At 37.8% G+C, this 21,356-nt stretch carries 18 protein-coding genes and 1 riboswitch; of the genes, 10 read left to right on the top strand and 8 right to left on the bottom strand.

The features are described from left to right. Positions 1-8 precede the first annotated feature (8 nt). Both JNUCC25_RS04115 and JNUCC25_RS04120 read right to left on the bottom strand, forming a co-directional pair. On the bottom strand, positions 9-947 hold the full coding sequence (locus tag JNUCC25_RS04115) for a response regulator (protein WP_064471324.1): 939 nt from the start codon (positions 945-947) through the stop codon (positions 9-11). A gap of 4 nt (positions 948-951) precedes the next feature. Continuing rightward, positions 952-2,202, bottom strand: a complete 1,251-nt coding sequence (locus JNUCC25_RS04120; RefSeq protein ID WP_013055510.1) for an ATP-binding protein — start codon at positions 2,200-2,202, stop codon at positions 952-954. Positions 2,203-2,468: 266 nt separating this feature from the next. Between JNUCC25_RS04120 and JNUCC25_RS04125 the strand changes: the two genes are divergently transcribed. Together JNUCC25_RS04125 and JNUCC25_RS04130 are read left to right on the top strand one after the other, a co-directional pair. Then, on the top strand, positions 2,469-3,458 hold the full coding sequence (locus JNUCC25_RS04125; RefSeq protein ID WP_035439364.1) for a glutaminase: 990 nt from the start codon (positions 2,469-2,471) through the stop codon (positions 3,456-3,458). 103 nt (positions 3,459-3,561) lie between these two features. Next, on the top strand, positions 3,562-4,992 hold the full coding sequence (locus tag JNUCC25_RS04130; protein ID WP_029324818.1) for an alanine/glycine:cation symporter family protein: 1,431 nt from the start codon (positions 3,562-3,564) through the stop codon (positions 4,990-4,992). A 30-nt stretch (positions 4,993-5,022) separates the two neighbouring features. On the opposite strand, the gene JNUCC25_RS04135 is transcribed toward JNUCC25_RS04130, so the two are convergent. The 3 genes from JNUCC25_RS04135 to JNUCC25_RS04145 all read right to left on the bottom strand — a co-directional run bounded on the left by JNUCC25_RS04135 (position 5,023) and on the right by JNUCC25_RS04145 (position 7,604). Further along, on the bottom strand, positions 5,023-6,522 hold the full coding sequence (locus JNUCC25_RS04135) for a sodium:solute symporter family protein (protein WP_029324819.1): 1,500 nt from the start codon (positions 6,520-6,522) through the stop codon (positions 5,023-5,025). Continuing rightward, on the bottom strand, positions 6,522-6,725 hold the full coding sequence (locus JNUCC25_RS04140) for a DUF3311 domain-containing protein (RefSeq protein ID WP_013055514.1): 204 nt from the start codon (positions 6,723-6,725) through the stop codon (positions 6,522-6,524). Before JNUCC25_RS04140 ends, JNUCC25_RS04135 begins: the two co-directional genes overlap by 1 nt. A 378-nt stretch (positions 6,726-7,103) precedes the next feature. After that, complete coding sequence (locus JNUCC25_RS04145; protein WP_029324820.1) at positions 7,104-7,604, bottom strand: cupin domain-containing protein; 501 nt, start codon at positions 7,602-7,604, stop codon at positions 7,104-7,106. Between the two features lie 485 nt (positions 7,605-8,089). Further along, positions 8,090-8,168: riboswitch (ZMP/ZTP riboswitch) on the top strand. A 56-nt stretch (positions 8,169-8,224) separates the two neighbouring features. Here JNUCC25_RS04145 and JNUCC25_RS04150 point away from each other — a divergent pair. The 6 genes from JNUCC25_RS04150 (at position 8,225) to JNUCC25_RS04175 (ending at position 17,004) form a co-directional block, all read left to right on the top strand. Further along, the gene (locus JNUCC25_RS04150) at positions 8,225-9,820 is read left to right on the top strand and encodes an APC family permease (protein ID WP_013055516.1); all 1,596 of its coding nucleotides are present in this window, start codon (positions 8,225-8,227) and stop codon (positions 9,818-9,820) included. Between the two features lie 182 nt (positions 9,821-10,002). Next, a complete protein-coding gene (locus JNUCC25_RS04155) occupies positions 10,003-11,049 on the top strand; it encodes a DUF5105 domain-containing protein (RefSeq protein ID WP_454223280.1) in 1,047 nt (348 codons plus the stop codon). A 151-nt stretch (positions 11,050-11,200) separates the two neighbouring features. Beyond that, a complete protein-coding gene (locus JNUCC25_RS04160) occupies positions 11,201-11,710 on the top strand; it encodes an acyl-CoA thioesterase (RefSeq protein WP_013055518.1) in 510 nt (169 codons plus the stop codon). Positions 11,711-12,174: 464 nt separating this feature from the next. Further along, complete coding sequence (gene ppc, locus JNUCC25_RS04165) at positions 12,175-14,943, top strand: phosphoenolpyruvate carboxylase (RefSeq protein ID WP_454222812.1); 2,769 nt, start codon at positions 12,175-12,177, stop codon at positions 14,941-14,943. 217 nt (positions 14,944-15,160) lie between these two features. After that, positions 15,161-15,604, top strand: a complete 444-nt coding sequence (locus JNUCC25_RS04170; protein WP_013055520.1) for a hypothetical protein — start codon at positions 15,161-15,163, stop codon at positions 15,602-15,604. Positions 15,605-15,996: 392 nt separating this feature from the next. After that, on the top strand, positions 15,997-17,004 hold the full coding sequence (locus tag JNUCC25_RS04175) for an aromatic ring-hydroxylating dioxygenase subunit alpha (RefSeq protein ID WP_064471328.1): 1,008 nt from the start codon (positions 15,997-15,999) through the stop codon (positions 17,002-17,004). Between the two features lie 30 nt (positions 17,005-17,034). Here JNUCC25_RS04175 and JNUCC25_RS04180 read toward each other — a convergent pair whose 3' ends face one another. The 3 genes from JNUCC25_RS04180 to JNUCC25_RS04190 form a co-directional block, all read right to left on the bottom strand. Next, the gene (locus JNUCC25_RS04180; protein ID WP_013055522.1) at positions 17,035-17,790 is read right to left on the bottom strand and encodes an ABC transporter permease; all 756 of its coding nucleotides are present in this window, start codon (positions 17,788-17,790) and stop codon (positions 17,035-17,037) included. Next, positions 17,787-18,524 (bottom strand): ABC transporter ATP-binding protein, encoded by a 738-nt coding sequence (locus JNUCC25_RS04185; RefSeq protein WP_029324823.1) that lies wholly within the window; start codon positions 18,522-18,524, stop codon positions 17,787-17,789. Before JNUCC25_RS04185 ends, JNUCC25_RS04180 begins: the two co-directional genes overlap by 4 nt. Positions 18,525-18,621: 97 nt before the next feature. Next, positions 18,622-19,929 (bottom strand): homocysteine synthase, encoded by a 1,308-nt coding sequence (locus JNUCC25_RS04190; protein WP_064471330.1) that lies wholly within the window; start codon positions 19,927-19,929, stop codon positions 18,622-18,624. A gap of 344 nt (positions 19,930-20,273) precedes the next feature. Here JNUCC25_RS04190 and JNUCC25_RS04195 point away from each other — a divergent pair, with 344 nt between their 5' ends. Continuing rightward, positions 20,274-20,960: a Yip1 family protein gene (locus tag JNUCC25_RS04195; protein ID WP_057274352.1), complete on the top strand. Its 687-nt coding sequence runs from the start codon at positions 20,274-20,276 to the stop codon at positions 20,958-20,960. Next, positions 20,961-21,314, top strand: coding sequence for a hypothetical protein (locus tag JNUCC25_RS04200; protein ID WP_310335149.1), 354 nt, complete (start codon positions 20,961-20,963; stop codon positions 21,312-21,314). Positions 21,315-21,356 lie beyond the last annotated feature (42 nt).

Below are 21,356 nucleotides of genomic sequence, written 5' to 3' on the forward strand. Positions count from 1 at the left end.
CTTTTCTGTCAATACCAGCTTTTTTCCTTGCTTAACAAGCGCTTTGCTTCAAAAAAGAATATTTGAATAAATTTTTTGGTGTTAATGCGAATCGGCAAAATTTTAGAATCTCCCTGTAATTCTTTCATTTTTTTACGAACAGCTGTAAAGTCAAAAAACTTAGAAGCATAATTTTCAAATTTCGGATTTGAAAAGTCTGTTAATCCAATAGAAGCAAAGTGATTTAGTGAGTGAGTAACTGCTCGTCTTATTCGCTGTTCACAGGCTTTGGTTTCGCGATTAATTTCAATGGAAGACGCGTGAGCTCCTAATTTTTTCTCAGCCACATTCACAAAAATATTTTTTAGAGAAGGGAAATATTTTTCCACACTTTCTCTTTGGTCATAAGTGTACAGAAACTGTAAAATATCCAGTAAATCTTTTGCACCATTTTCTCCTACAATACCTAACTCGGCTAATAAGAATTTACCTACATCGTATAGATGGGCTTGTTTCGTTACCGGCTGACTTGAAGGGAGGGGGTGATGAGCTGTCGCTAAACTATTCAAGGAGGTTTTAATATCATCGATTGATTTCTCAAGGGAGATTCGTTCCATTACTTTTCGAATAACCGTTAAAATTTCAATTCGGTTAATTGGTTTTGTAATATAGTATTCAATTCCTAATGAGTAGGCCTCTCCTATCAATTCTTTGGACTCTACCTGTGAAATCATAATCATTTTTCCTTTAAATGAATCTTTTAAATGACGGATCGTTTCGATTCCGTCCCGTCCTGGCATAAGTAAATCGATAAATAAAATATCAATTTGTTTTAAATTTAACGTAGAGGCATCTAAAAAGCTTCCGTCGACGACTTCTTCTACAACTTCTCCTAAATCCTCATCTTCAATCAGCTGACTGAGCGTTGAACGAATAGCTGAATCGTCATCTGTAATACAAAATCGCATAAACTCATCCTTTCTGAATTAGATTACGAAGGGGGATTTGAATGATAAACGTCATTCCGCTGTCTTCTTGTGTAGCTTTAATCGTACCTTCAAGTTCTTGAACAATATCTTTTACATAAGAAAGGCCAATGCCAGTAGAGGGGTTTCCAAATTGATCGTACTTTGAGGTGAAACCAGGCTCAAAGATAGCTTTTTCGTACTTTAAAGGTACTCCAGGACCGTTGTCTTGTACATGAAATTCTACATGTTCAGCTTGTCTATGTACCGATAAAACAATCCTTCCTTCATCTTTAATCGCTTCCACTGCGTTGGCTACCAAGTTATTAATGATCGATAAAATGGTGTAAACGTGGTAGCTGAAATGTTCCCCGTTTACAGAAGAAAAAAAGGTAATTTGTTTGTGAAGAGAATCGGCATATTTTTTGTTGATGCGTACGATCAGCTCGATTAATTCCTCTGCTTTCATATAATTTTGGAAACTTTCATTTGAAATTGTTTTAGATAAGCCCGCAAAAATACGCTGATTGTCTTTTTTTACTTCGTGAATATCTCCGGCAATCCGAAGCGCTTTTTTACTGAGCGTTTGGTTTAGCACAGAATGATCTTTTTCCTGCTGATTTAATACACGGTATAAATCGTACGAAGCTTTTGTAATCGCTTCTGTATTATGAAGGGTCTTTTTTAAATGAACGGTTTCTTCATAAAGGCTTGTAATGAGCATTAGCATGTGCTCATTTTGTTTGCGAATTTGACGTTCTCGTGACTGTGATTCATAAATCGTCATCATATTAAAAAAGCTAAGTACAATGAAGCTGTGAGCAAAAGCAATAACCGCCATGTCAGATAATGAATCGACATGGATTGTTGTGTGCAAAACTATATACTGCGCAGTTAGTTCCACTATATCAGCAGCAATTTCAATGATGAGTCCAATCAATCCAATTACAATAGCACTATAGTTCATGCGGCTTACCTTAAAAACAAAAAATAAAAGTGCATACGTAAAGTAGAAGAAAAACGTAGGGTAATGCGTATGTGCAGAAGCCGCAAATTGAAAATGATCGAGCATGATATAATCGAGCATGATGCGAAAGAGAACGACGCTTAAAGCGGTTAACAAGCCCCCGGCTAAAACGGTTTTCCGTTTTAAAAGCAACAGGAAAAAGAAAAATGTAGGAGCTCCAAATGTAATTCGAAATGTTTCATTTAACGGATAAAATTTTAACTCTCCCGCCAGGGGGACAGTAATGAGCATGAGCAATAAAATGTACGGATCTTTTCGAATGAAAGATTTAAAATTCAGATAATTTCACCTCCTGAAGTGATTCGTGAATTAGTATACATTGTGACAGCGTCCAGCACAATGGAGAAGAGTGCTAAAGATAAAAATATAATTCCAAAAAGTTTTGTAGGTTTTTGTATGCTCTCGTAGGTTGCATTGTACATTAAAAACGAAAATGAAATCTCGCTTTATGAAAGCGCTTTAAAATAAAAAGTTAATTAAGTGATGAGGTGATTTTAATGAAAAGAGAAATTGAACAGGAAATGTCTTACTTACAGGTCACTGCAAAAGAGCAGTTACATGAGTGGGTAGAGCAAATAAAAGAATTTTCTTCAGAAGGAAAAACGGCTGATTACATTCCAGCTCTGAAAGATATGGACTCGTCTCAACTAGGTATTTGTTTGATTGGTGCTGACGGTACTGTTATCCAGTCTGGAGATTATGAATCGGTATTTACTCTTCAAAGTATCTCTAAAGTTATTAGCTTTATAGCAGCTTGCTTATGCTGCGGCATTCCTTATGTGCTAGAGAGAGTGGATGTAGAGCCAACTGGAGATGCATTTAATTCTATTATAAGACTGGAAATGCATAAACCAGGAAAGCCGTTCAATCCTATGATTAACGCCGGTGCTTTAACGGTTTCATCTCTTTTATCTGGGGAGACGGCAAAAGAAAAATTAAGCTATTTGTTTGATGTGATAACAATGCTTACCGGGAAAACACCACTCATTAATGAAACGGTCTTTGAATCAGAATGGCAAACGTCTCATCGAAATCGTGCGCTTGCCTACTATTTAAAAGAAACGAACTACTTACAAGGAGAAGTAGAAGAGGTTCTAGAGGTTTACTTAAAGCAGTGCTCAATTGAAGTAACGACTGAAGATATTGCACTGATTGGATTAATTCTGTCATTAGACGGATATCATCCAGTGTTTCACAAACAAGTAATTCCAAAAGAAGTAGCTAAATTAACAAAAGCGCTCATGCTTACATGCGGTATGTATAATGCTTCAGGAAAGTTTGCGGCATTTGTTGGTATGCCAGCTAAAAGCGGTGTATCGGGAGGAATCATGTCATTGGTGCCGCCTAATACGAAAAAGCAGTCTCCATTTCCAGACGGATGCGGTATAGGAATATACAGTCCAGCTATTGATGAGTACGGGAATAGCGTAAAAGGCGTTACGCTGTTAAAAAAAATCGCAAAAGAATGGGATTTGAGTATTTTTTAGTCTATTTACGTACTCTTCATTCGCTTCAATAATATAAACACCAAGAGAAAAAACTTTCATGTTTTGCATTTGTTCTACCAAATTTTTTAATGAGGTGATAGGCATGCAACAAGCAGTTGAAAGTGTGATTAGCGTCATCAATGATTTTTTTTGGTCGAATTTATTAATTATTTTACTTGTATCAATTGGTATTTATTTTACGATTCGCTCTCGTTTTTTGCAGTTTCGCATGTTGAAAGAAATGGTACTTGTTTTGAAAGAAGGACGAGCGGCTAAAGGTGGAGGAGTCTCCCCGTTTCAAGCTTTTTGCATAAGCATGGCAGCTCGAGTAGGAACGGGAAATATTACAGGGATAGCGATTGCTATTGCACTTGGTGGCCCGGGTGCTGTATTTTGGATGTGGATTATTGCCATTATCGGTTCAGTATCAAGTTTTGTAGAAAGTACACTCGCTCAAATTTATAAAGTAAAAGGATCAAACGGGTTTCGAGGAGGGCCCGCTTATTATATGGAAAAAGGGTTAAATAAAAGGTGGATGGGCGGGCTATTTGCTGTACTCATTACACTATCATTTGGCCTGGTGTTTAACGCTGTGCAGTCTAATACGATTACGCTAGCATTTGAGAACTCTTTTGGAATGAGCCGCTTGTTGATTGGGATTATTATGACAGTTATATTTGCGATAATTATTTTTGGCGGAATCAAACGCATCGCCAAGATATCGGAATACATCGTGGTCGTATTAGCCGTTTTATACATTGGAATGGCTCTGTTCATTATCTTTAAAAATATTGATCAAATGCCTGCGGTTCTATCTCTAATTGTGAAAAATGCATTTGGGTTTGAACAGGCGCTTGGGGGATCAATTGGTGCAACGTTAATCAACGGAGTAAAGCGCGGACTGTTTTCCAATGAAGCAGGAATGGGAAGTGCTCCCAACGCCGCGGCAACTGCAGTGACGAGTCATCCAGTTAAACAAGGTCTTATCCAAGCATTTGGTGTCTTGACGGATACACTCGTGATTTGTACAAGCACAGCATTTATCGTTCTCTTATCCCCCGCCTATAAGCAGGGACTAAGCGGCATTGAATTAACGCAGGCTTCTCTTAGTACTCATATCGGCTCTTGGGCATCAGGGTTTTTAGCTATTATGGTATTTCTATTTGCTTTTAGTACGTTAATTGGGAATTATTATTATGGAGAAACGAATATTGAATTTTTAAATTCAAATAAGGTGTGGCTTTGGTCTTATCGTGTAGGTGTTTTAGCGATGGTTATTTTTGGATCGGTCGCTCAGCTTCAGCTTGTATGGAATTTGGCAGACTTATTTATGGGGATGATGGTAGTCGTGAACTTGATTGCTATTTTTCTATTATCGAAAGTGGCATTTTCTGCCTTGCATGACTATACTCAGCAGAAAAAGGAAGGGAAAAATCCAGTCTTTTATAGAGATACGCTAGAAAACAATCAAAATATTGAATGTTGGGAAAGAGAATCTACTCCATCCTCTTCTGAAAAAGAGAATATTATCTAAAAAAAGTTCAGCCAATTGGCTGAACTTTTTTTATGCGTTTTTCTTTAATTCAGATTGCACAGTGTCTTTAGAAAATAATGTTTCTTTCACACCGTTAGTTGCTGCTTTCGTTTTTACCGCAAAAATTGGATTTAAAATAACAACTACGAGTAAGTTAGATAACAATCCCCAAAACCCTTCATAAAGACCAAATGAATTTCCTGTGGCATGAACGGTAAACGTTACAACCAGCCCTACTACTAATCCAGCAATCGTACTTTCTTTCGATTGATTTCTCCAAAACAGGCTGATAACGATAGCCGGGAAGATTTGTACCATACCGGATACCCCTAGTAACTGTAGGGAAACAAGTGCTTGAGGGAATAATAAACCAAATAAAAGTGCCAGTCCAATAACAACGAAAACCATAGAACGAGTAACCATTGTTAATGTTTTACCCTGTACATTTGGATTAATTAAATCTCTAAATATATTATTTGCAAATAAGTTAGACGCTCCGATAGCCATGATAGAGCATGGAATTAATGAAGCAAGAGCAATCGTTGCATAAGCTAACCCTTGGCCAATGCCGCCATATGAATATTGAATTAAGGTTAATAATGCTAATCTAGGATCCGTCGTATCTTGAGGTAATACTTGATAAGCAATAAATCCTAAGAAGATGACTAGAATTAAAACGATATTGTAAAGCGGTAAGAAAATAGCATTTTTACGAAGCGAATCTGCACTTTTAGCAGTGAAAACACCTGTAGCAGCGTGGGCCCACATGAATAAAGCTAAAGCAGATACGAGTGATGCTGTAATAAACCATGGAATGCCTTTAGGTCCTTGTGTTGGGATCGTTAATAGCTGAGGTGCATCCTTTGCAACATTGTCGATCATGTTGCCCCAGCTTCCAAAATGCATAATTGGCAGAGAAACAACCATAAATAACATAATCGCCCATACTAAAATATCTTTAATAATTGCCGTATATGTGGGACCTTTAATTCCGCTGAAAAAGGTATAAAGAGCCACAAGAAAGAATGAAAGAATAACGACAGCTTTTACGTTAATGTAGCCAGTTCCTGCAACGCGAAGAGTATCTTGAATACCGCTAAGCTGAAGATCAATATATGGAATGAGCATCAATACACCTACTATGGCAATTAAAGAGGAGAGAAATTTACTGCTAAAACGTTCTCTGGCATAATCAGCAAGCGTAGTAAGTTTGTGCTTTTTAGCAACAGTCCAAAGCTTTGGAAGAAAAAAGTATGAAATTAAAAAGGCTAAAACAGAGTAAGGAATGGCAAAAAATGCGATGCTTCCTCCCTGATAAGCTGTACTCGTAAGACCTAGGAATGTATAAGCAGTATATAAATCTGCTCCTACTAAAAGCCAGACGAGCAGGCTTCCAAAACGTCTTCCACCTACAGCCCACTCTTCAACTGAGCTTCTAGATGATTTGTCACGTCCCGCTATAAAGCCAATTGCGATAACGACAAGAACAATTGCTGATGTGATTAAAAGTGCGGTTAAATTTCCTTGCATTATTCAATGTCCCCCCAAGATTTTTGTAAACGATAAATAATAAATGTACACACAGGCGTTAAGAAGACCCATAAAAATAACCATAAATGCAAAAGAGGTAATCCAAAAATAATTGGATGAATGTTATTTACAAAAGGTAAAAAAGCGAATTGAGCAATAAATGGAATGATGAATAAAATAAAAATTATGAATTTTCTGTTCAATTTTACTCCTCCTACTAAAAATTTATCTAACAATGTTCACTATGATAGCAAGTCTGACATGGTAAAGCAATAAGTTTTTTGAAAATTTAGTTATAATCTATGGAAATTTTTTTAGGAAAACAAAAAAGAGCTTATGGTGGGAGTATATTTGAAATGATTATGCAAGAAAAAAAGGGGGATAATCTAAGCGAAGTTGCTCTTGAAGCAAAAAAGAGAACGGAAAAGAAGAAATTTAGTTTTGACCGGGAAGTTTTTGTTATTTCGCTGAGATAAAGTATATTGCTATTGCATCATAAGAAAAGAATTTGTATGTTCAAATAGAGATTCATGGAAAGAATAAAACAAAGCAAATAAAAAAACTAGACAATAAGTGCTTGTCTAGTTCCACCACTCTGTCAATGGTCCTTTGTCGCCATAAACAGGATCTGTTGTAGGAATAGGTACTTGTGCAATTTCATCAAATACGTGAGGGCGATCAGTTTGTTTTCCTGTTCGTAAATTGTACTCCATGCCCTCTGGATAAGCTCCAACCACTTTAAAATCAGCAGTTGACTGCAGACGCATATGCCCTGTACCTGCAGGAAGTACGAGCACATCACCAGCATGCACCACGATATTTTCCCCCATATGTCCACCTAGTTTTAAACGTGCAGATCCCCTAATTACACCTAGTGCTTCATGAGAATTGCTGTGGTAATGGTGAAAATCATATATGCCGCCTACCCAGCTATTTTTCCAGTCGTGAGAATTAAAAATGCTCTCCACTTTCTCTTTCTTACTAATAAATACGTGTTCATACAACAAAACTGGAAGACGAGGGTGATTTGGAATGGTTCCGTCGTCATCAAAATAAAGAACTTTTACATTTGCATAATTCATAAGCATCCCTCTAACAATCTTTTTTTCGTAATTTTCCCTGTTTTTTGCTGGCGTAAACAGAGAAGTTTGCTCGAAGTACTTCATTTGTTGCGAAGTGCATGATATGTAGGTTTTAACGTTTTCCTAAAAGAAGTCTCCCACTTCAAGCGTAGCTATGTGGTGGGCAGTTCCCTTTAGTATCTTTTCTTCATATTGTATATAAGTAAAGGGTCTAGTGCAAGAATTCTATGGATATATAGCTGTTAATTCTTATTTTGTAAATAAATAATGTATATTAATATAATTTTTAGAAGGTGATCTGTTCGTGGAGTAAAAGAATCAAATAATAGAAAAAGTTAGGATTTTAGTTCTTTTTATAATTAAAAAGAGATTTTCAGAAGATTAATTCGGAATTTTACGAATAATTTATTATTTTTAGAAAAGTAATGTAAACATTTTTGTGTATTGAGTAATAGTAATGAATGTTATATACTGATAAAAAATATATTCCTATATGTGACTGGCGCAACATGGATGACCATGGGGGAGCATATAGCGTATAAGCCGCGCGCCTGGGCAAACACTTGAGAAAATTTCGCAAGTGTTTTTTTTATTTTCCTAGGGAAGAGGAGTAGATTTGGATGAGCAATATGCAAAGGAAGATGGGAACATTTGCTTTAACCATGACAGGCATAGGTTCGATTATCGGTTCAGGATGGCTATTTGGAGCATGGAAAGCAGCTCAAATTGCGGGACCCGCGGCTATTTTTTCATGGGTTATTGGAATGGTGGTTATTTTGACCATTGCTCTATCATATGCTGAACTGGGCGCGATGTTTCCACAAGCAGGGGGGATGGTCAAATATCCTCAGTATTCACACGGATCATTTATTGGTTTTTTGGCTGCTTGGGCTAACTGGATTTCAATCGCTTCAACGATAACAGTGGAGGCTATTGCATCTGTGCAATATATGAGTACTTGGCCGTGGAAATGGGCTCGCTGGACTCATGAATTAGTAGACAATGGCATTTTAACGTCCAAGGGCTTGGCAGTTGCGTCTTTGTTATTATTCGTTTACTTTTTTGTGAACTATTGGACGGTAAATCTCTTTGCTAAAGCAAACTCATTTATTACGATTGTTAAATTAATTATTCCTGGTTTAACGGCAGGGGCTTTATTTTTTGCTGGTTTTCATAGTGGAAACTTTTCAAGTGAGCATGGGGTAGCACCTTACGGATGGGCCAGTGTTTTAACGGCAGTGGCAACATCAGGTATTGTGTTTGCATTTAATGGGTTTCAAAGTCCTGTAAATATGGCAGGAGAAGCAAAATCACCTAATAAATCGATTCCGATAGCTGTAATTGGTTCAATCTTTATTGCAGGAATTGTATACATTATATTGCAAATTGTCTTTATCGGAGCAGTAAGTCCGTCATCAATTGCTGATGGATGGAATCATTTGAATTTCAACTCTCCTTTTGCTGATTTAGCGATTGCGCTTGGAATTAACTGGCTAACAATTGTGTTATACGCAGACGCATTTGTTTCTCCTTCCGGCACAGGTGCTACATATACGGCAACTACTTCTAGAATGTTATACGGGATGCAGCAAAATGGATACTTGCCAAAGATATTTGGTACTCTTCATCCACTTTACAATGTCCCGCGCCCAGCTATGTGGCTAAATTTAGCAGCGTGCTTCTTGTTTCTCTTTTTATTTAGAGGATGGGGTGTCTTAGCAGAAGTGATCTCAGTAGCGACGCTTATCTCTTATATTATGGGTCCTGTAGCGCTTATAACATTAAGAAAAACGGCTTCACACTTTTACCGTCCATTTTATTTAAAAGGGGCATCAGTTATTGCGCCATGCGGCTTCGTTTTTGCTTCCTTGACGCTTTACTGGGCAAGGTGGCCACTTACAGGTGAAGTGATCTTTATTATGGCAATTGGCCTGCCTGTTTATTTTTATTACCAAGCGAAAAATAAATGGGTGGGCTTTAAAAAAGAATTTTTAACCGGGGCTTGGATGCTTATCTATTTAGCGTGCATGATTTTTATTTCCTACATAGGAAGCGAAAAATTCGGAGGAAAAAATATTTTGCCTTTCGGATGGGATATGCTAGTGATTGCTTGCGTATCATTAGCTTTTTATTACTGGGGAATTAAAAGCGGCAAATCTAACCGATATATGAAAGAAGCTGAACAAATCAATCAAGAAAATTTTAAATCTAAATAAAAAAACACGAGCCCGTGCTCGTGTTTTTTTATTTAGGTGAGTAGAGAATTTAGACTTATTTTTTATCAAAATATTGTAAAAAAAATAGATTTTAAGGTTTAAGTATTTATACAGAGGGAACCTTTATTCGGGATAAAGTTCTAAAAAAACAAAATAAAGGGGATTAGGCAGCTGTGAAAAAAATGAATGTTTTGGCTTTGGCTTTTGTACTTATGCTAGTATTAGCGGCTTGCAACAGTTCTAAGGAAACGGGAGGATCCACTTCGGATAAAAATAAGGCGATTGAAGCATCCATTGACAGCGCATCTTATATTTTAGTAGATAGTGATGAAGGAGCTACAAGTGAAGAAAAAGGGCTGTTGAAAGTTGATTTAAAAGTGAAAAATGTATCCAAAAACAGTATATCTTTATCGGATTATGACGGTGTGTATTTATACGAAGGAGATGAACAGCTGTCTCCAAAAACGGGAGTGAACAGTCGTGAGCTTGGACTAGAAAGCAGTGCATCTGACAAGATTGGCGCTGGAAAGCAAAAAAATTTAACGTTTGTCTTTGAAGTCAAAAAAGATAAAAAGTACAAAATTGGGCTTCAGCCAAAATCATCTGATTATGATGAAGAGATTGACGAAGTGACATTAACACTGGATACGAAAAAGTACGCGAAAAGCTATAATAAGCTGCAAGAGCCAGAAAAAGCTCTGCAAGCTTACACAGAAGTCCTTTACTTAAACAAAGAAAACGTAGACTATGATAAATATGTAACAGCAGATAAAACAGCTGTCATAGAAGAACAGAAAAAAGCGTTTAATGAGGAATTAAAAGGTGCGTTTTCTAACAGTTTAACCGACAAAGCAAAAAAAGATTTTTTTAACATGTATAAAGATGTTTTAAAAGAAAAAGCAAGTGTGAAAACAAATGTGATTGCGAATGCAAATAATAAAGCCGTAGTAGAAGTGGAGTACACTACTCTTGATTTATCAGACTTATATTCATACGTATCGCAGCTTAAGCGAGCATACACAGATGAAACGAAAGATTACGATACACAACACTCTGAAGAGTTTGCGGCTTCTAAATTCAAAGATATTGTAAATGAATTAGAAACGAAAGAAGGAAGTCGTCCCCTACGAATTTTTATGGTGAAAGAAGATGGGAAATGGACTGTAAAGTCAAGTGACCTATACAGTGATTCTTTAGGTAAAACGTTTGGATCAAGCTATATTCGATAGACAAAAAAGAGAAGAATTTTTCTTCTCTTTTTTGTTTTCTGTAAATAAATCAACGAGTTTTTTGTAAAGCTAAATTTATCAAAATATGCTAGTATAGGTTCATTCATTCTTTTATTCTTATTATGATAGGCATCAATGGAGGTTCTTACTAATGAAAGCAAATTATTGTAAAGATACAAAGGCCGTTCGAACGAGCCGCATTTTTCCTAATGATATTAATAATCACAATACGTTATTTGGCGGAAAGTTAATGAGTGATATTGATATGATTGCGTCCATTTCAGCTTATCGTCACAGTCGTACAGAGTGTGTGACAGCTTCAGCAGACTCTATTCATTTTCTGCACCCTATTACGCCTCAGGATTCTGTATGTTTGGAGTCATACGTATCATGGACAGGTCGTTCATCCATGGAAGTGTTTGTGAAAGTGATTAAAGAAAATTTAAAAACCGGGGAGCGTCAAATTGCAGCTACATCATTTTTAACTTTTGTGGCAATGGATGATGATGGAAAGCCCCGCGCAGTACCGGAGCTTATTCCAGAAACAGAAGAAGAAAAATACCTATTTCAAACGGGGGCAGATCGCGCTGCCACGCGTAAACAAGTGCGTAAAAAAAGCAATGAACTAGCCTCGGTATTGGATTTAGGACAACCTTGGTAGCATAAAAGAGAGGCCGAGACAAAAGTATTTTAGCTCAAATGAAAAACGAACTATTAATCAAAATGTTTGATTAGCGGTTCGTTTTTTTTTGTTATGGTGAACGTAGGTTTCATCTGTTTCGTTTCTTCTAGCAGTTGATTGGAGGGCAAGGCGAAGACTCCCGGGGGGAAAAGCGGAAGCGACGAGGAGGCTCAGCGACCACCTGCGGAAAGCAAAGTCTTGCACAGAAATCAACTGCGGCGTCACAAGTGGTTCGGCTTATGTATCCCATTTGTTCGTCTTTAGATTGGATTCATTTAGTTATGTCTTAACCTCTCTTTTATATTTGATGAATCTCCTCTCCTGAACGAGAGGAGGAAATAAAATTATATGAAATTTATTTTCGTTCATGGTAATATGAATTTAATATAATTTTCTAAAAAGTTTAAAAAGTGCAATATTTATGAAGAAAGGTGTCGTGTCTAATGGTAACAGTAGAAGCAGCAGAAAGACAAAACAGCAGCACTGCCCTGCGCCGTGATGTAAAGTTTCTCGGTCAATTGTTAGGGAAAGTTCTGGTTCACCAAGGTGGAGAAGAACTGCTCAGCAAAGTAGAAAAAATACGCGAAGTAGCAAAATCACTTAGAGAAAACAAAGATGAAGTTATCTATAAAGAAATAAAAAATGAAATCGTTACTCTTGAACAGCCGATGCGCGAGCAGGTTATTCGGGCGTTTGCAGTTTATTTTCATTTAGTTAATATTGCAGAGCAAAATCATCGAATTCGTCGTAGACGCGAATATCAGCAGCAAGAAGATTCTATTATGCAGCCGGGCTCATTGGAAAGTGCCGTTGTTTCGCTTAAAAATAATGGCGTGGCGCCAGACGTAATTGCTAACTTGCTTCAAACTCTATCTCTAGAGCTCATCATCACTGCTCATCCAACAGAAGCCACTAGACGAAGTGTCCTTGATATTCATAAACGAATGGCTGAGCTTCTGAAAAACTTGGATAATCCAACGTTAACAAAACGTGAACGTACGGAAATTGAAGAAAGACTGTTTAGCGAAGTATTAATTTTATGGCAAACAAATGAACTGCGAGATCGCAAGCCGACTGTGATGGATGAAGTATCCAATGGATTATATTATTTTGATGAAACGTTATTTGAAGTGCTTCCTCAACTTCATCAGGAGTTAGAAAATTCATTGCAGGAGAATTACCCTGAAGAAAATTGGAAGGTGCCTAATATTCTTCGATTTGGTTCATGGATTGGCGGAGACCGAGATGGAAATCCAAACGTAACTCCTAAAGTAACGTGGCAAACGCTTGTCAAACAAAGGAAGTTAGCTATTCGTAAATATAAAGAGTCGCTTACTCAATTGAGACAAAGGTTAAGTCAGTCTACAAAAAGAGTCGCAGTTTCAGATAATCTTCTTGATTCTATTAATCAAGAAATATCGCTGCTGCCTGAGAAAAAGCGATGGAGAATCAAACACGAAGTATATCGCTGCAAGCTTACGATTATGCTTCATAAATTAAATTTAGTTGGAGAATCGGAAGCAGGCTATCAAAGGTCGGAAGAACTTCTACATGATTTATTTCTAATCAAAGATAGCTTGCAAAAGCACCAGCCTCAGGATTATCAGTTAAGAAGCTTATGTAAATTAATTCGCCAAGTTGAGCTGTTTGGTTTTCATTTAGCAACGCTTGATATCCGTAATCACAGCGGGGAACATGAAGCGGCAATCAAAGAAATTTTCCATGCTGTTTCTTTAGCTGAAGATTATTCAGCGTTAACGGAAGAGAAAAAAGTTGAGCTGCTAGGGAAAGTTCTTCAAGACCCAAGACCTGTGATATCATTTGTAGAGAATTACTCTAAAGAAACGCAGCAAGTAATTGAAGTATTTAATATGATACATCGAGCACATAAAGAATTTGGAGAAAGATCTATTGAAGTCTACTTAATCAGTATGACGCAGTCTGCAAGTGATTTATTAGAAGTCATGGTACTCGCCAAAGAAGCGGGTATTTATCGCCTTCATGCAGATGGCCGCATTGAAAGTAAGTTAAATATAGCTCCGCTGCTTGAAACGATTGATGATCTCACAGCAGGTCCTAAAATCATGGAACAGCTATTTCAATTAGATTTTTATCGAGAGCACTTAAGGAAACAGCAGGATTTGCAGGAAATTATGCTTGGCTACTCAGATGGAAGTAAAGACGGAGGAACGCTTACTGCTAATTGGAAGCTCTATAAAGCGCAGCAGGAAATTCACGATATGGCGAGGAAGTATCAAGTTCGTCTGAAGTTTTTCCATGGCCGAGGCGGCTCACTAGGCCGAGGAGGTGGGCCGTTAAACCGAAGCATTTTATCTCAGCCTGTTGAGACGCTAGGAGACGGCGTCAAAATTACAGAGCAAGGAGAAGTTCTTTCTTCTAGATACTCTTTATATGACATTGCTTACCGAAGCCTTGAACAAGCGGTTTCAGCTCTTCTTACAGCGGCAGCAAATGTTTCTCAAGAAGCTGAACAATGTGATATTCGTACACATGAATGGGAAGAAACAATGGACGAGATTTCAACTGCTTCTTTACGTAAGTATCAAGAGCTTGTTTTCAAAGATCCAGACTTTTTAACGTACTTTAAACAAGCTACACCTCTTCCTGAGCTGGGGGCTTTAAATATTGGGTCACGTCCAATGAGTCGAAAAGGAAGTGATCGCTTTGAAGACTTGCGAGCAATTCCGTGGGTATTCGCATGGACGCAAAGCAGACAGCTGCTTCCAGCCTGGTACGCTGCAGGTACAGGCTTACAGCATTTAGTAGAGAAATCCGGAGATATACAGCTTCTTCAGCAAATGTATAAAGAATGGCCATTCTTCCGCTCGACCGTCGATAATCTGCAAATGGCCTTAACAAAAGCAGATTTAATGGCAGCAAAAGAATACACGGAAATGGTACAAGATCCGGTTATTTCAGAGCGGATTTTTACCGCCATTAAAAAAGAGTATAATCTCACAAAAGAAATGATTCTTCAAATCACAGGTCAAAAAGAATTAATGGATCATCTTCCAACGATTAAAGAATCTATTAAATTACGAAATCCGTATGTGGACCCTCTAACGTTCTTACAAGTTAAGGTCATTTCCAAGCTGCGTGAAGATGAGGCTGGAACGTTAAATGAAGAACTTTTAAAAGAAGCGTTATTAACGATTAATGGCATTGCAGCAGGGTTACGTAACACAGGCTGATGATACTAAAAGACACCTCAACAAAATAAAAGAGGTGTCTTTTGTTTATTCTTCTCACATAAAGAACTGCCTGTCAGTTCCCTCTCTTTTAAAGAGAACTTCCGCTTGCGAAATAGGCATTGAGAAAAATCAATGATAGAATAGAGAAGGAATGGAAATATTCTACAAATGGGTGCGGGTGACGGGATAACTAGATTGAATATGGAGGACGAGGACAATGGTAAAAAATTCGCAAATCTTCATTGAAGCTGACTCCGAGAATTCTATATTTATTGGACTGGAATTTTGTGAGTATACACAAAAAATGAATCCTACTTGTTTGTCCAAACAGCATATAAATGTGTTTATTCATCCAGAAGAACTCACTGTGGAATTTAAGAAAACAAAAAGTGATAGAACTATCGACGATTTTCATCTGATGCATATCGTTCCGGTTCATTGCTTTAATTATTTATTATGTTCGATTTCGCAAGGTATTGTTACAGATGTTCAGCTGAAAGCGGTCGGTCATCAGGGAGAAACGTTGTTTGAAGAAAATCTTACATTGAAGTTTCATGAAAAAGCGACGGATTATGAAGAAACCCTCTCATTTTTCAAACATTTAAATCAAGAAATACAAAAGCAGACGAAAAAATATACAGCCAGTTATATGAGCTCATAATAAAGCAAGCTGCGGTTTTAAAAACCGCAGCTTTTATTCGTTTAACCGAAAAAATTATGTTAGAGATGCTTACAAAGCAAGAGATTTTTCAGTGGGAAATTGATAAAGTAAAACTAAGAGAAATCAGTGGACAGAAAAGCTTTTATCGGCTGGCCGCTCTTTATTCAATATATAAGGGTTAGATTTTAAGATTAAAAAAATAGCGATGAATACGTATTGTCATTGTAGATGAAGTGCTAAGGTCGCTCTATCTGCAATCATGTAGAATCTTCGCGCGCTTATAGTCTGTTTTACGGAACGAAAAAGCTGCGGAATTAGAAGCACTCCTTCTATTTCTGCGGTTTTTTTTATAAACAAGAAATAAATTTACTTATTGTACGGAGGCGATGTAGATGATTAAAGATTTAGTATTGGCTAAGGAATGGCTGCCTGCAGCTTATTCACATGATTTAACAGATCAGCCCTTGCAAGTAACGATTTTAGAAGAGCGAGTTGTGCTTTTTCGCACAACTAATGCCATTAAAGCATTTAAAGATTTGTGCATCCACCGCGGTGCAGCGTTATCTCTTGGAAAAGTGGTAGATGATTGCATTGTATGCCCTTATCACGGATGGAAATACGATGATGCCGGGGCTTGTGTGAAAATTCCTCAACAGCCGCCGGGAAGAGCTATTCCTTCAAAAGCAAAAGCACAGGTATATGCCTGCGTTGAAAAGTACGGGATTATATGGGTGAAGATGAACAGCGAGGCAGGTGATACTCCTCTTCCCTTTTATGATGAACATCTTAACTCCGGATTCAAAACGGTTTGCGCCAACCCTCATACTCTGCAGGCAGCAGCTCCTCGTGTCGTAGAAAACTTCCTAGATGTAAGCCATTTGGCTTTTGTTCACGAAGGAAGCCTTGGACACTCTGACTACGCTGAAATTCCTGATTATAAGGTGCATTGGAAAGATAACCGATACGTTTCTGATGAAATCGCTGTGTACGCAGATGCAGATGGTACGGGTAACTTTGCGACTATTTATTATACCTTTGAAATTCTTCGTCCTACCGTTGCAAGGTTGAAAAAAGTGAACTACGAAACGGGTGAAATCTTTTCAATGCTGTTTGCGGTTTTACCTGAAGAGGAAAGGAAGTCCACGGTGTTTGCGCTGGTTTCTAGAAACTATTCGTTTGATGCACCTGATCAATATTTCCGCGATTTTCAGCAGCTTATTATTGAACAAGATACCAGTATTGTGGAAAGTCAAAAACCAGAAGAGCTGCCGCTTGACTTACAAGCAGAGCTTCATTTGAATCCGGACCGACTGAGTATTGCGTATAGAAGATGGCTCGGCGATTTAGGAGTAACCTTTGGAAGTGACATAGGATCAGGATTAAAAAAAGCTGCTCAATAAAAAAAGAAGAAAGGAGTCTCCTTTCTTTTTTTATGTATGCTCACGGATAAGCTGCTGATAGCTATTAAAAAGGGTAGGGTATGTTAATCGGCTTAAGATGACGCAGGAAAGCGTAGCAGACGCTAGAATAGTAAAAACGATAAGCAGCTGGAATTTGACAGCTTGTATCGGATCTGCCCCTCCAATAATCTGGCCTGTCATCATACCCGGAAGCTGAACGAGTCCAATTGTTTTTTGACTTTCTACAGTAGGAATCATGCTAGCTTTGATTGCGGCATTTAAAATACTATGAATAGCTTGTTGAGGAGTGCCGCCAAGCGCCAGAATCAATTGAATTTCGTCTCGTCTTCTATTTACTTCAGCATCTAACCGATTTAAAAATAAATTGGCCAAAATCATCGAATTTCCAATAATCATACCACTGACAGGAATGATATATCGCGGAGTAGCAGGGATAATATGTAGTCCGAGCATAACGCTTTGGGTCAGGATTTCTACAATAAAAAGAGTGACAAATACACGAAAGAAAGCTTTAAATCCCTGCTTTTTTTTCTTTACAACATTTTGGGAAGCGACCGTCAGCATAACGAATAAAATGAGAATCATAAAAGCAGGGTGATTCGCGTCAAGAATAAAAGATAAAACATATCCTATCACTAACAGCTGAACGGCTGCTCGAATACTGGCAATGATAATATCTTTTTCGAGTCCTATCCGAAAAGATTTTGATAAAAAAAGAGCAATAAAAACAAAAATGATTGTAAAAATCAGTGAAAGTGAACTCATAGAAAGGCTCCTTCAATAAATTGTTTTGTTTCAGCTTTTACAGGAGCATGAAAAAAGGTCTCCGTCTTCGCTTTTTCTACAATCACTCCGTTCATTAAAAGCCAGACTTCCTCTCCTAAACGTTTCGCTTGATCTAAATTATGGGTAACCCAAATAATCGTTTTATTCTGCTCTTTATGTAAATGAGAAATAAGCTGCTCAATTTCATGAGCAGAAGTGGCATCCAAAGCGGAAGTGATTTCGTCTAAAAGTAAAAGGTCAGATCCGTTCGACAGCGTGCGGGCTAATGATAACCTTTGTCTTTGACCACCGGATAAATCTCTTGCATCCTGCTCTAACAAGTCAGGGGAAAGACCGGTTAAGGCACAGAGTTCTTCAGGCATAATATCCTGCTTGCCATGCAGTTTTTGAACAAGCATCATATTATCACGCACTGTTCCATCAATAACAGGAGCTGATTGAAAAGCAATGCCCACTTTTTTTCGTAAATCAGAAATATTCCATTTGCTAATGTCTTTTCCATATACTTCAATGCTTCCTTCATCAGGTGCGGAAAGTAAATTGCACATGGAAAGAAGGGTGCTTTTTCCGGATCCTGATGGTCCTACCATCATGACGAGCGAGCCTTGCATCACTGTACCCGATATGCCTTTTAAAACACTATGTTCTTTATCCTTAAATGTTTTATGAACGTCTGTAAATGTGATAGCAGGTATTGAATTGAACGTGTTCATAGTAACTCCTTTTTCATTCGTTTTGTTTATTGTAGCATAAGCGAAAGTATAAAAAGTTATTGGATGATATAAAAAAAGCTGTGAAAAATCACAGCTTTTAAACAGTTGTATTCACTTTTTGGCTGGCTTTTAAGGCATAATCTAAATCTTCAAGAAGGTCGTCGATTGCTTCTGTTCCAACCGATAAACGAATGAGTTCTGGCGTCACACCCGAAGCTTTTTGTTCGTCTTTAGATAGCTGTTGATGAGTGGTGCTTGCCGGGTGAATAATGAGTGATTTAGAGTCGCCGATATTGGCTAAATGAGAAAATAACTGAACCGAATCAATTAACTTAGCCGCAGCGTTTTTTCCTCCCCTTACACCAAAGGTTAAAATTGCTCCTTGCCCTTTAGGCAAGTATTTTTGTGCCAAAGAATAGGAAGGGTGGGAAGGAAGCCCCGCATAATTTACCCATTCTACTAATTCATGCTGCTCTAAAAATTTCGCTACCTTTAATGCGTTTTCGCTGTGACGCTCTAATCGCAGATGGAGTGTTTCTACCCCTTGAAGGAGTAAAAAGGAATTAAAAGGTGATAAAGCAGCTCCAATATCTCGTAAAAGCTGAACGCGCGCTTTTGTAATATAAGCAGCTTCACCGACAGCTTCTGTGTATACAAGGCCATGGTAACTTGGATCTGGAGTTGTTAAGTCTGGAAATTTCCCGCTCGCTTCCCAATCAAATTTTCCACTGTCTACGATAACACCCCCAATTGCTGTTCCATGTCCTCCAAGAAACTTAGTAGCAGAATGAACGACAATATCTGCTCCGAAATCGATGGGACGAAGAAGGTAAGGGCTTGGAACCGTATTATCAATAATAAGAGGAATTCCATGTTCATGGGCAATGTCTGCAACTGCTTCGATGTCTAGCACATTTCCCTGCGGGTTTCCAACGGATTCAGCATAAATTGCCTTTGTTTTGGAAGTGATTGCACTTCTAAAATTTTCTGGATTATCGGCGTTTACAAATTTGACGGTAATGCCCAGTTTAGGAAGCGTAGACGAAAAGAGGTTGTATGTTCCCCCATATAAACTGCTTGCTGATACAATTTCATCTCCTGCGGAAGCGATATTCAAAATGGAAAAGGTAGTAGCTGACTGACCCGAAGCTACTCCTAGAGCACCTACCCCGCCTTCTAACTCAGCAATTCGCTGTTCAAAAACGTCCGTAGTAGGGTTTACAATTCGAGTGTAGATGTAGCCTTGTTCACTTAAATTAAATAAAGATGCAGCGTGCTCCGTATCTTTAAAACCAAATGAGCTTGTTTGATAAATAGGTACCGCACGCGAAAAAGTAGCCGGGTCAAGCTGTTGGCCAGAATGGATGGCTTGTGTTTCAGGACGAAATGGTTTCTTAGCAGACATTGAAACTCCTCCTTAAATATAAAACTTACAAAAAACATAGGAATAATAAACTTTAATCATAATATACGAATTATATTGAACGATGTCAAATTATAATTAGAATATTTAGAAAATATAAATAAAATTAATACTGTAATTCAGCATTAAGACATCTCTTTAATTTCTAAAAATACCATAAAAAATATAAAATGTAAGAAAAATGTAAATTTATTTGTATAATTATGTTAGAATATTAGGTGTTTGAGAGTTTCTTAGAGAGAGCCGATTTTGCTAGAAGACTTTAAAAAATAGTAAAAGACGGGTCTTAAGAGCTAATAACGAAACAAAATAAAAGGAGTTTGATTATGAGCACAGAAGTCAATGTATCTTCGGAAGTCCAAGAGAAAGGAAAGCCTTCTATTTTTGGTTTTATTACGAGTCCGGTTGTACAGTTTGAGAAAATGAAAAGCAGCCCGGTCATCTGGGGACCTCTTTTTCTTATCCTCATCTTAACAGCTGCAACAACGATTCTAGCCGTCTATACCCCTCAGGGACAAGAAGCGCTGCAACAGCAAAAAGAAGCTGGCATTGAAGTGAATTCAACATTTAGTATGATTGGCGGAGCGATTGGAGGAGTTATTGCAGTAGTTGCTACACTGGCATTCACAAGTTTGATTCTGTTTTTAATTGCAAAGTTAGGGACTGGAAAAACAACTTACCGCCAAATGTTTAGTTTGAATTTGTTTGTTACGTTCATCACAGCAATCGGTCAGCTAATTAATACGGGAGTAGCTGCACTAGCCCATACTTCAGCTAATGTGACTTCGTTAAATGGAATGGTTGGTGCTAAAGGTGCTATGGGAGGAGTATTTACTTCCATTGAAATCTTTTCTATCTGGGGACTTATTCTGACAGCAGTAGGACTACAAAAAGTGGCAAATGTATCAAAAGCTGCTTCTATTATTACAGTGATTATTTTATTCATCTTAGGAGCCGCTATTTCAGGAGTTGGAGGAGCTGCTTCAGAAGCGCTTAAAGGAGCAGGGTTGTAAATGAAAAAAGGAATAATTATTACAGCTGTAGCAGTTGTTATTGTTGCGGTTATTGGGATTAACGTATATCGTGCACAAAGTGTAAGTGGGAAAGCAGTCAATGTTCACGTAGCAAATATAAAGGAAAAAAAGTTAAGAAATACAGTTATGGTTCCGGGTACGTTAAAGCTTGCTGATGAACAATATGTCTATTTTGATGCTGAAAAAGGCGAGGTTGAACGATTTCACGTAACAGAAGGCTCTCGTGTACAGCAGGGCACCTCTCTTGTAACATACGAGAGCGATGCGCTTGATTTAGAGCAAGAACAAAACAATCTAGAAAAAAATCCAGTCAGCTGCAAATTGACTCAGTAAGTAAACAGCTTTCTAATTTAAATAAAAAACAAAAAGAATTGG

The organism is Priestia sp. JNUCC 25, from assembly GCF_053667915.1.

Excerpts from the sequence above, each read along its gene's own strand:
- JNUCC25_RS04115 (WP_064471324.1), bottom strand. The coding sequence starts at position 947 with ATGCGATTTTGTATTACAGATGACGATTCAGCTATTCGTTCAACGCTC.
- JNUCC25_RS04120 (WP_013055510.1), bottom strand. The coding sequence starts at position 2,202 with ATGCTCATTACTGTCCCCCTGGCGGGAGAGTTAAAATTTTATCCGTTA.
- JNUCC25_RS04125 (WP_035439364.1), top strand. The coding sequence starts at position 2,469 with ATGAAAAGAGAAATTGAACAGGAAATGTCTTACTTACAGGTCACTGCA.
- JNUCC25_RS04130 (WP_029324818.1), top strand. The coding sequence starts at position 3,562 with ATGCAACAAGCAGTTGAAAGTGTGATTAGCGTCATCAATGATTTTTTT.
- JNUCC25_RS04135 (WP_029324819.1), bottom strand. The coding sequence starts at position 6,522 with ATGCAAGGAAATTTAACCGCACTTTTAATCACATCAGCAATTGTTCTT.
- JNUCC25_RS04145 (WP_029324820.1), bottom strand. The coding sequence starts at position 7,604 with ATGAATTATGCAAATGTAAAAGTTCTTTATTTTGATGACGACGGAACC.
- JNUCC25_RS04150 (WP_013055516.1), top strand. The coding sequence starts at position 8,225 with ATGAGCAATATGCAAAGGAAGATGGGAACATTTGCTTTAACCATGACA.
- JNUCC25_RS04155 (WP_454223280.1), top strand. The coding sequence starts at position 10,003 with ATGAATGTTTTGGCTTTGGCTTTTGTACTTATGCTAGTATTAGCGGCT.
- JNUCC25_RS04160 (WP_013055518.1), top strand. The coding sequence starts at position 11,201 with ATGAAAGCAAATTATTGTAAAGATACAAAGGCCGTTCGAACGAGCCGC.
- ppc (WP_454222812.1), top strand. The coding sequence starts at position 12,175 with ATGGTAACAGTAGAAGCAGCAGAAAGACAAAACAGCAGCACTGCCCTG.
- JNUCC25_RS04170 (WP_013055520.1), top strand. The coding sequence starts at position 15,161 with ATGGTAAAAAATTCGCAAATCTTCATTGAAGCTGACTCCGAGAATTCT.
- JNUCC25_RS04175 (WP_064471328.1), top strand. The coding sequence starts at position 15,997 with ATGATTAAAGATTTAGTATTGGCTAAGGAATGGCTGCCTGCAGCTTAT.
- JNUCC25_RS04180 (WP_013055522.1), bottom strand. The coding sequence starts at position 17,790 with ATGAGTTCACTTTCACTGATTTTTACAATCATTTTTGTTTTTATTGCT.
- JNUCC25_RS04185 (WP_029324823.1), bottom strand. The coding sequence starts at position 18,524 with ATGAACACGTTCAATTCAATACCTGCTATCACATTTACAGACGTTCAT.
- JNUCC25_RS04190 (WP_064471330.1), bottom strand. The coding sequence starts at position 19,929 with ATGTCTGCTAAGAAACCATTTCGTCCTGAAACACAAGCCATCCATTCT.
- JNUCC25_RS04195 (WP_057274352.1), top strand. The coding sequence starts at position 20,274 with ATGAGCACAGAAGTCAATGTATCTTCGGAAGTCCAAGAGAAAGGAAAG.
- JNUCC25_RS04200 (WP_310335149.1), top strand. The coding sequence starts at position 20,961 with ATGAAAAAAGGAATAATTATTACAGCTGTAGCAGTTGTTATTGTTGCG.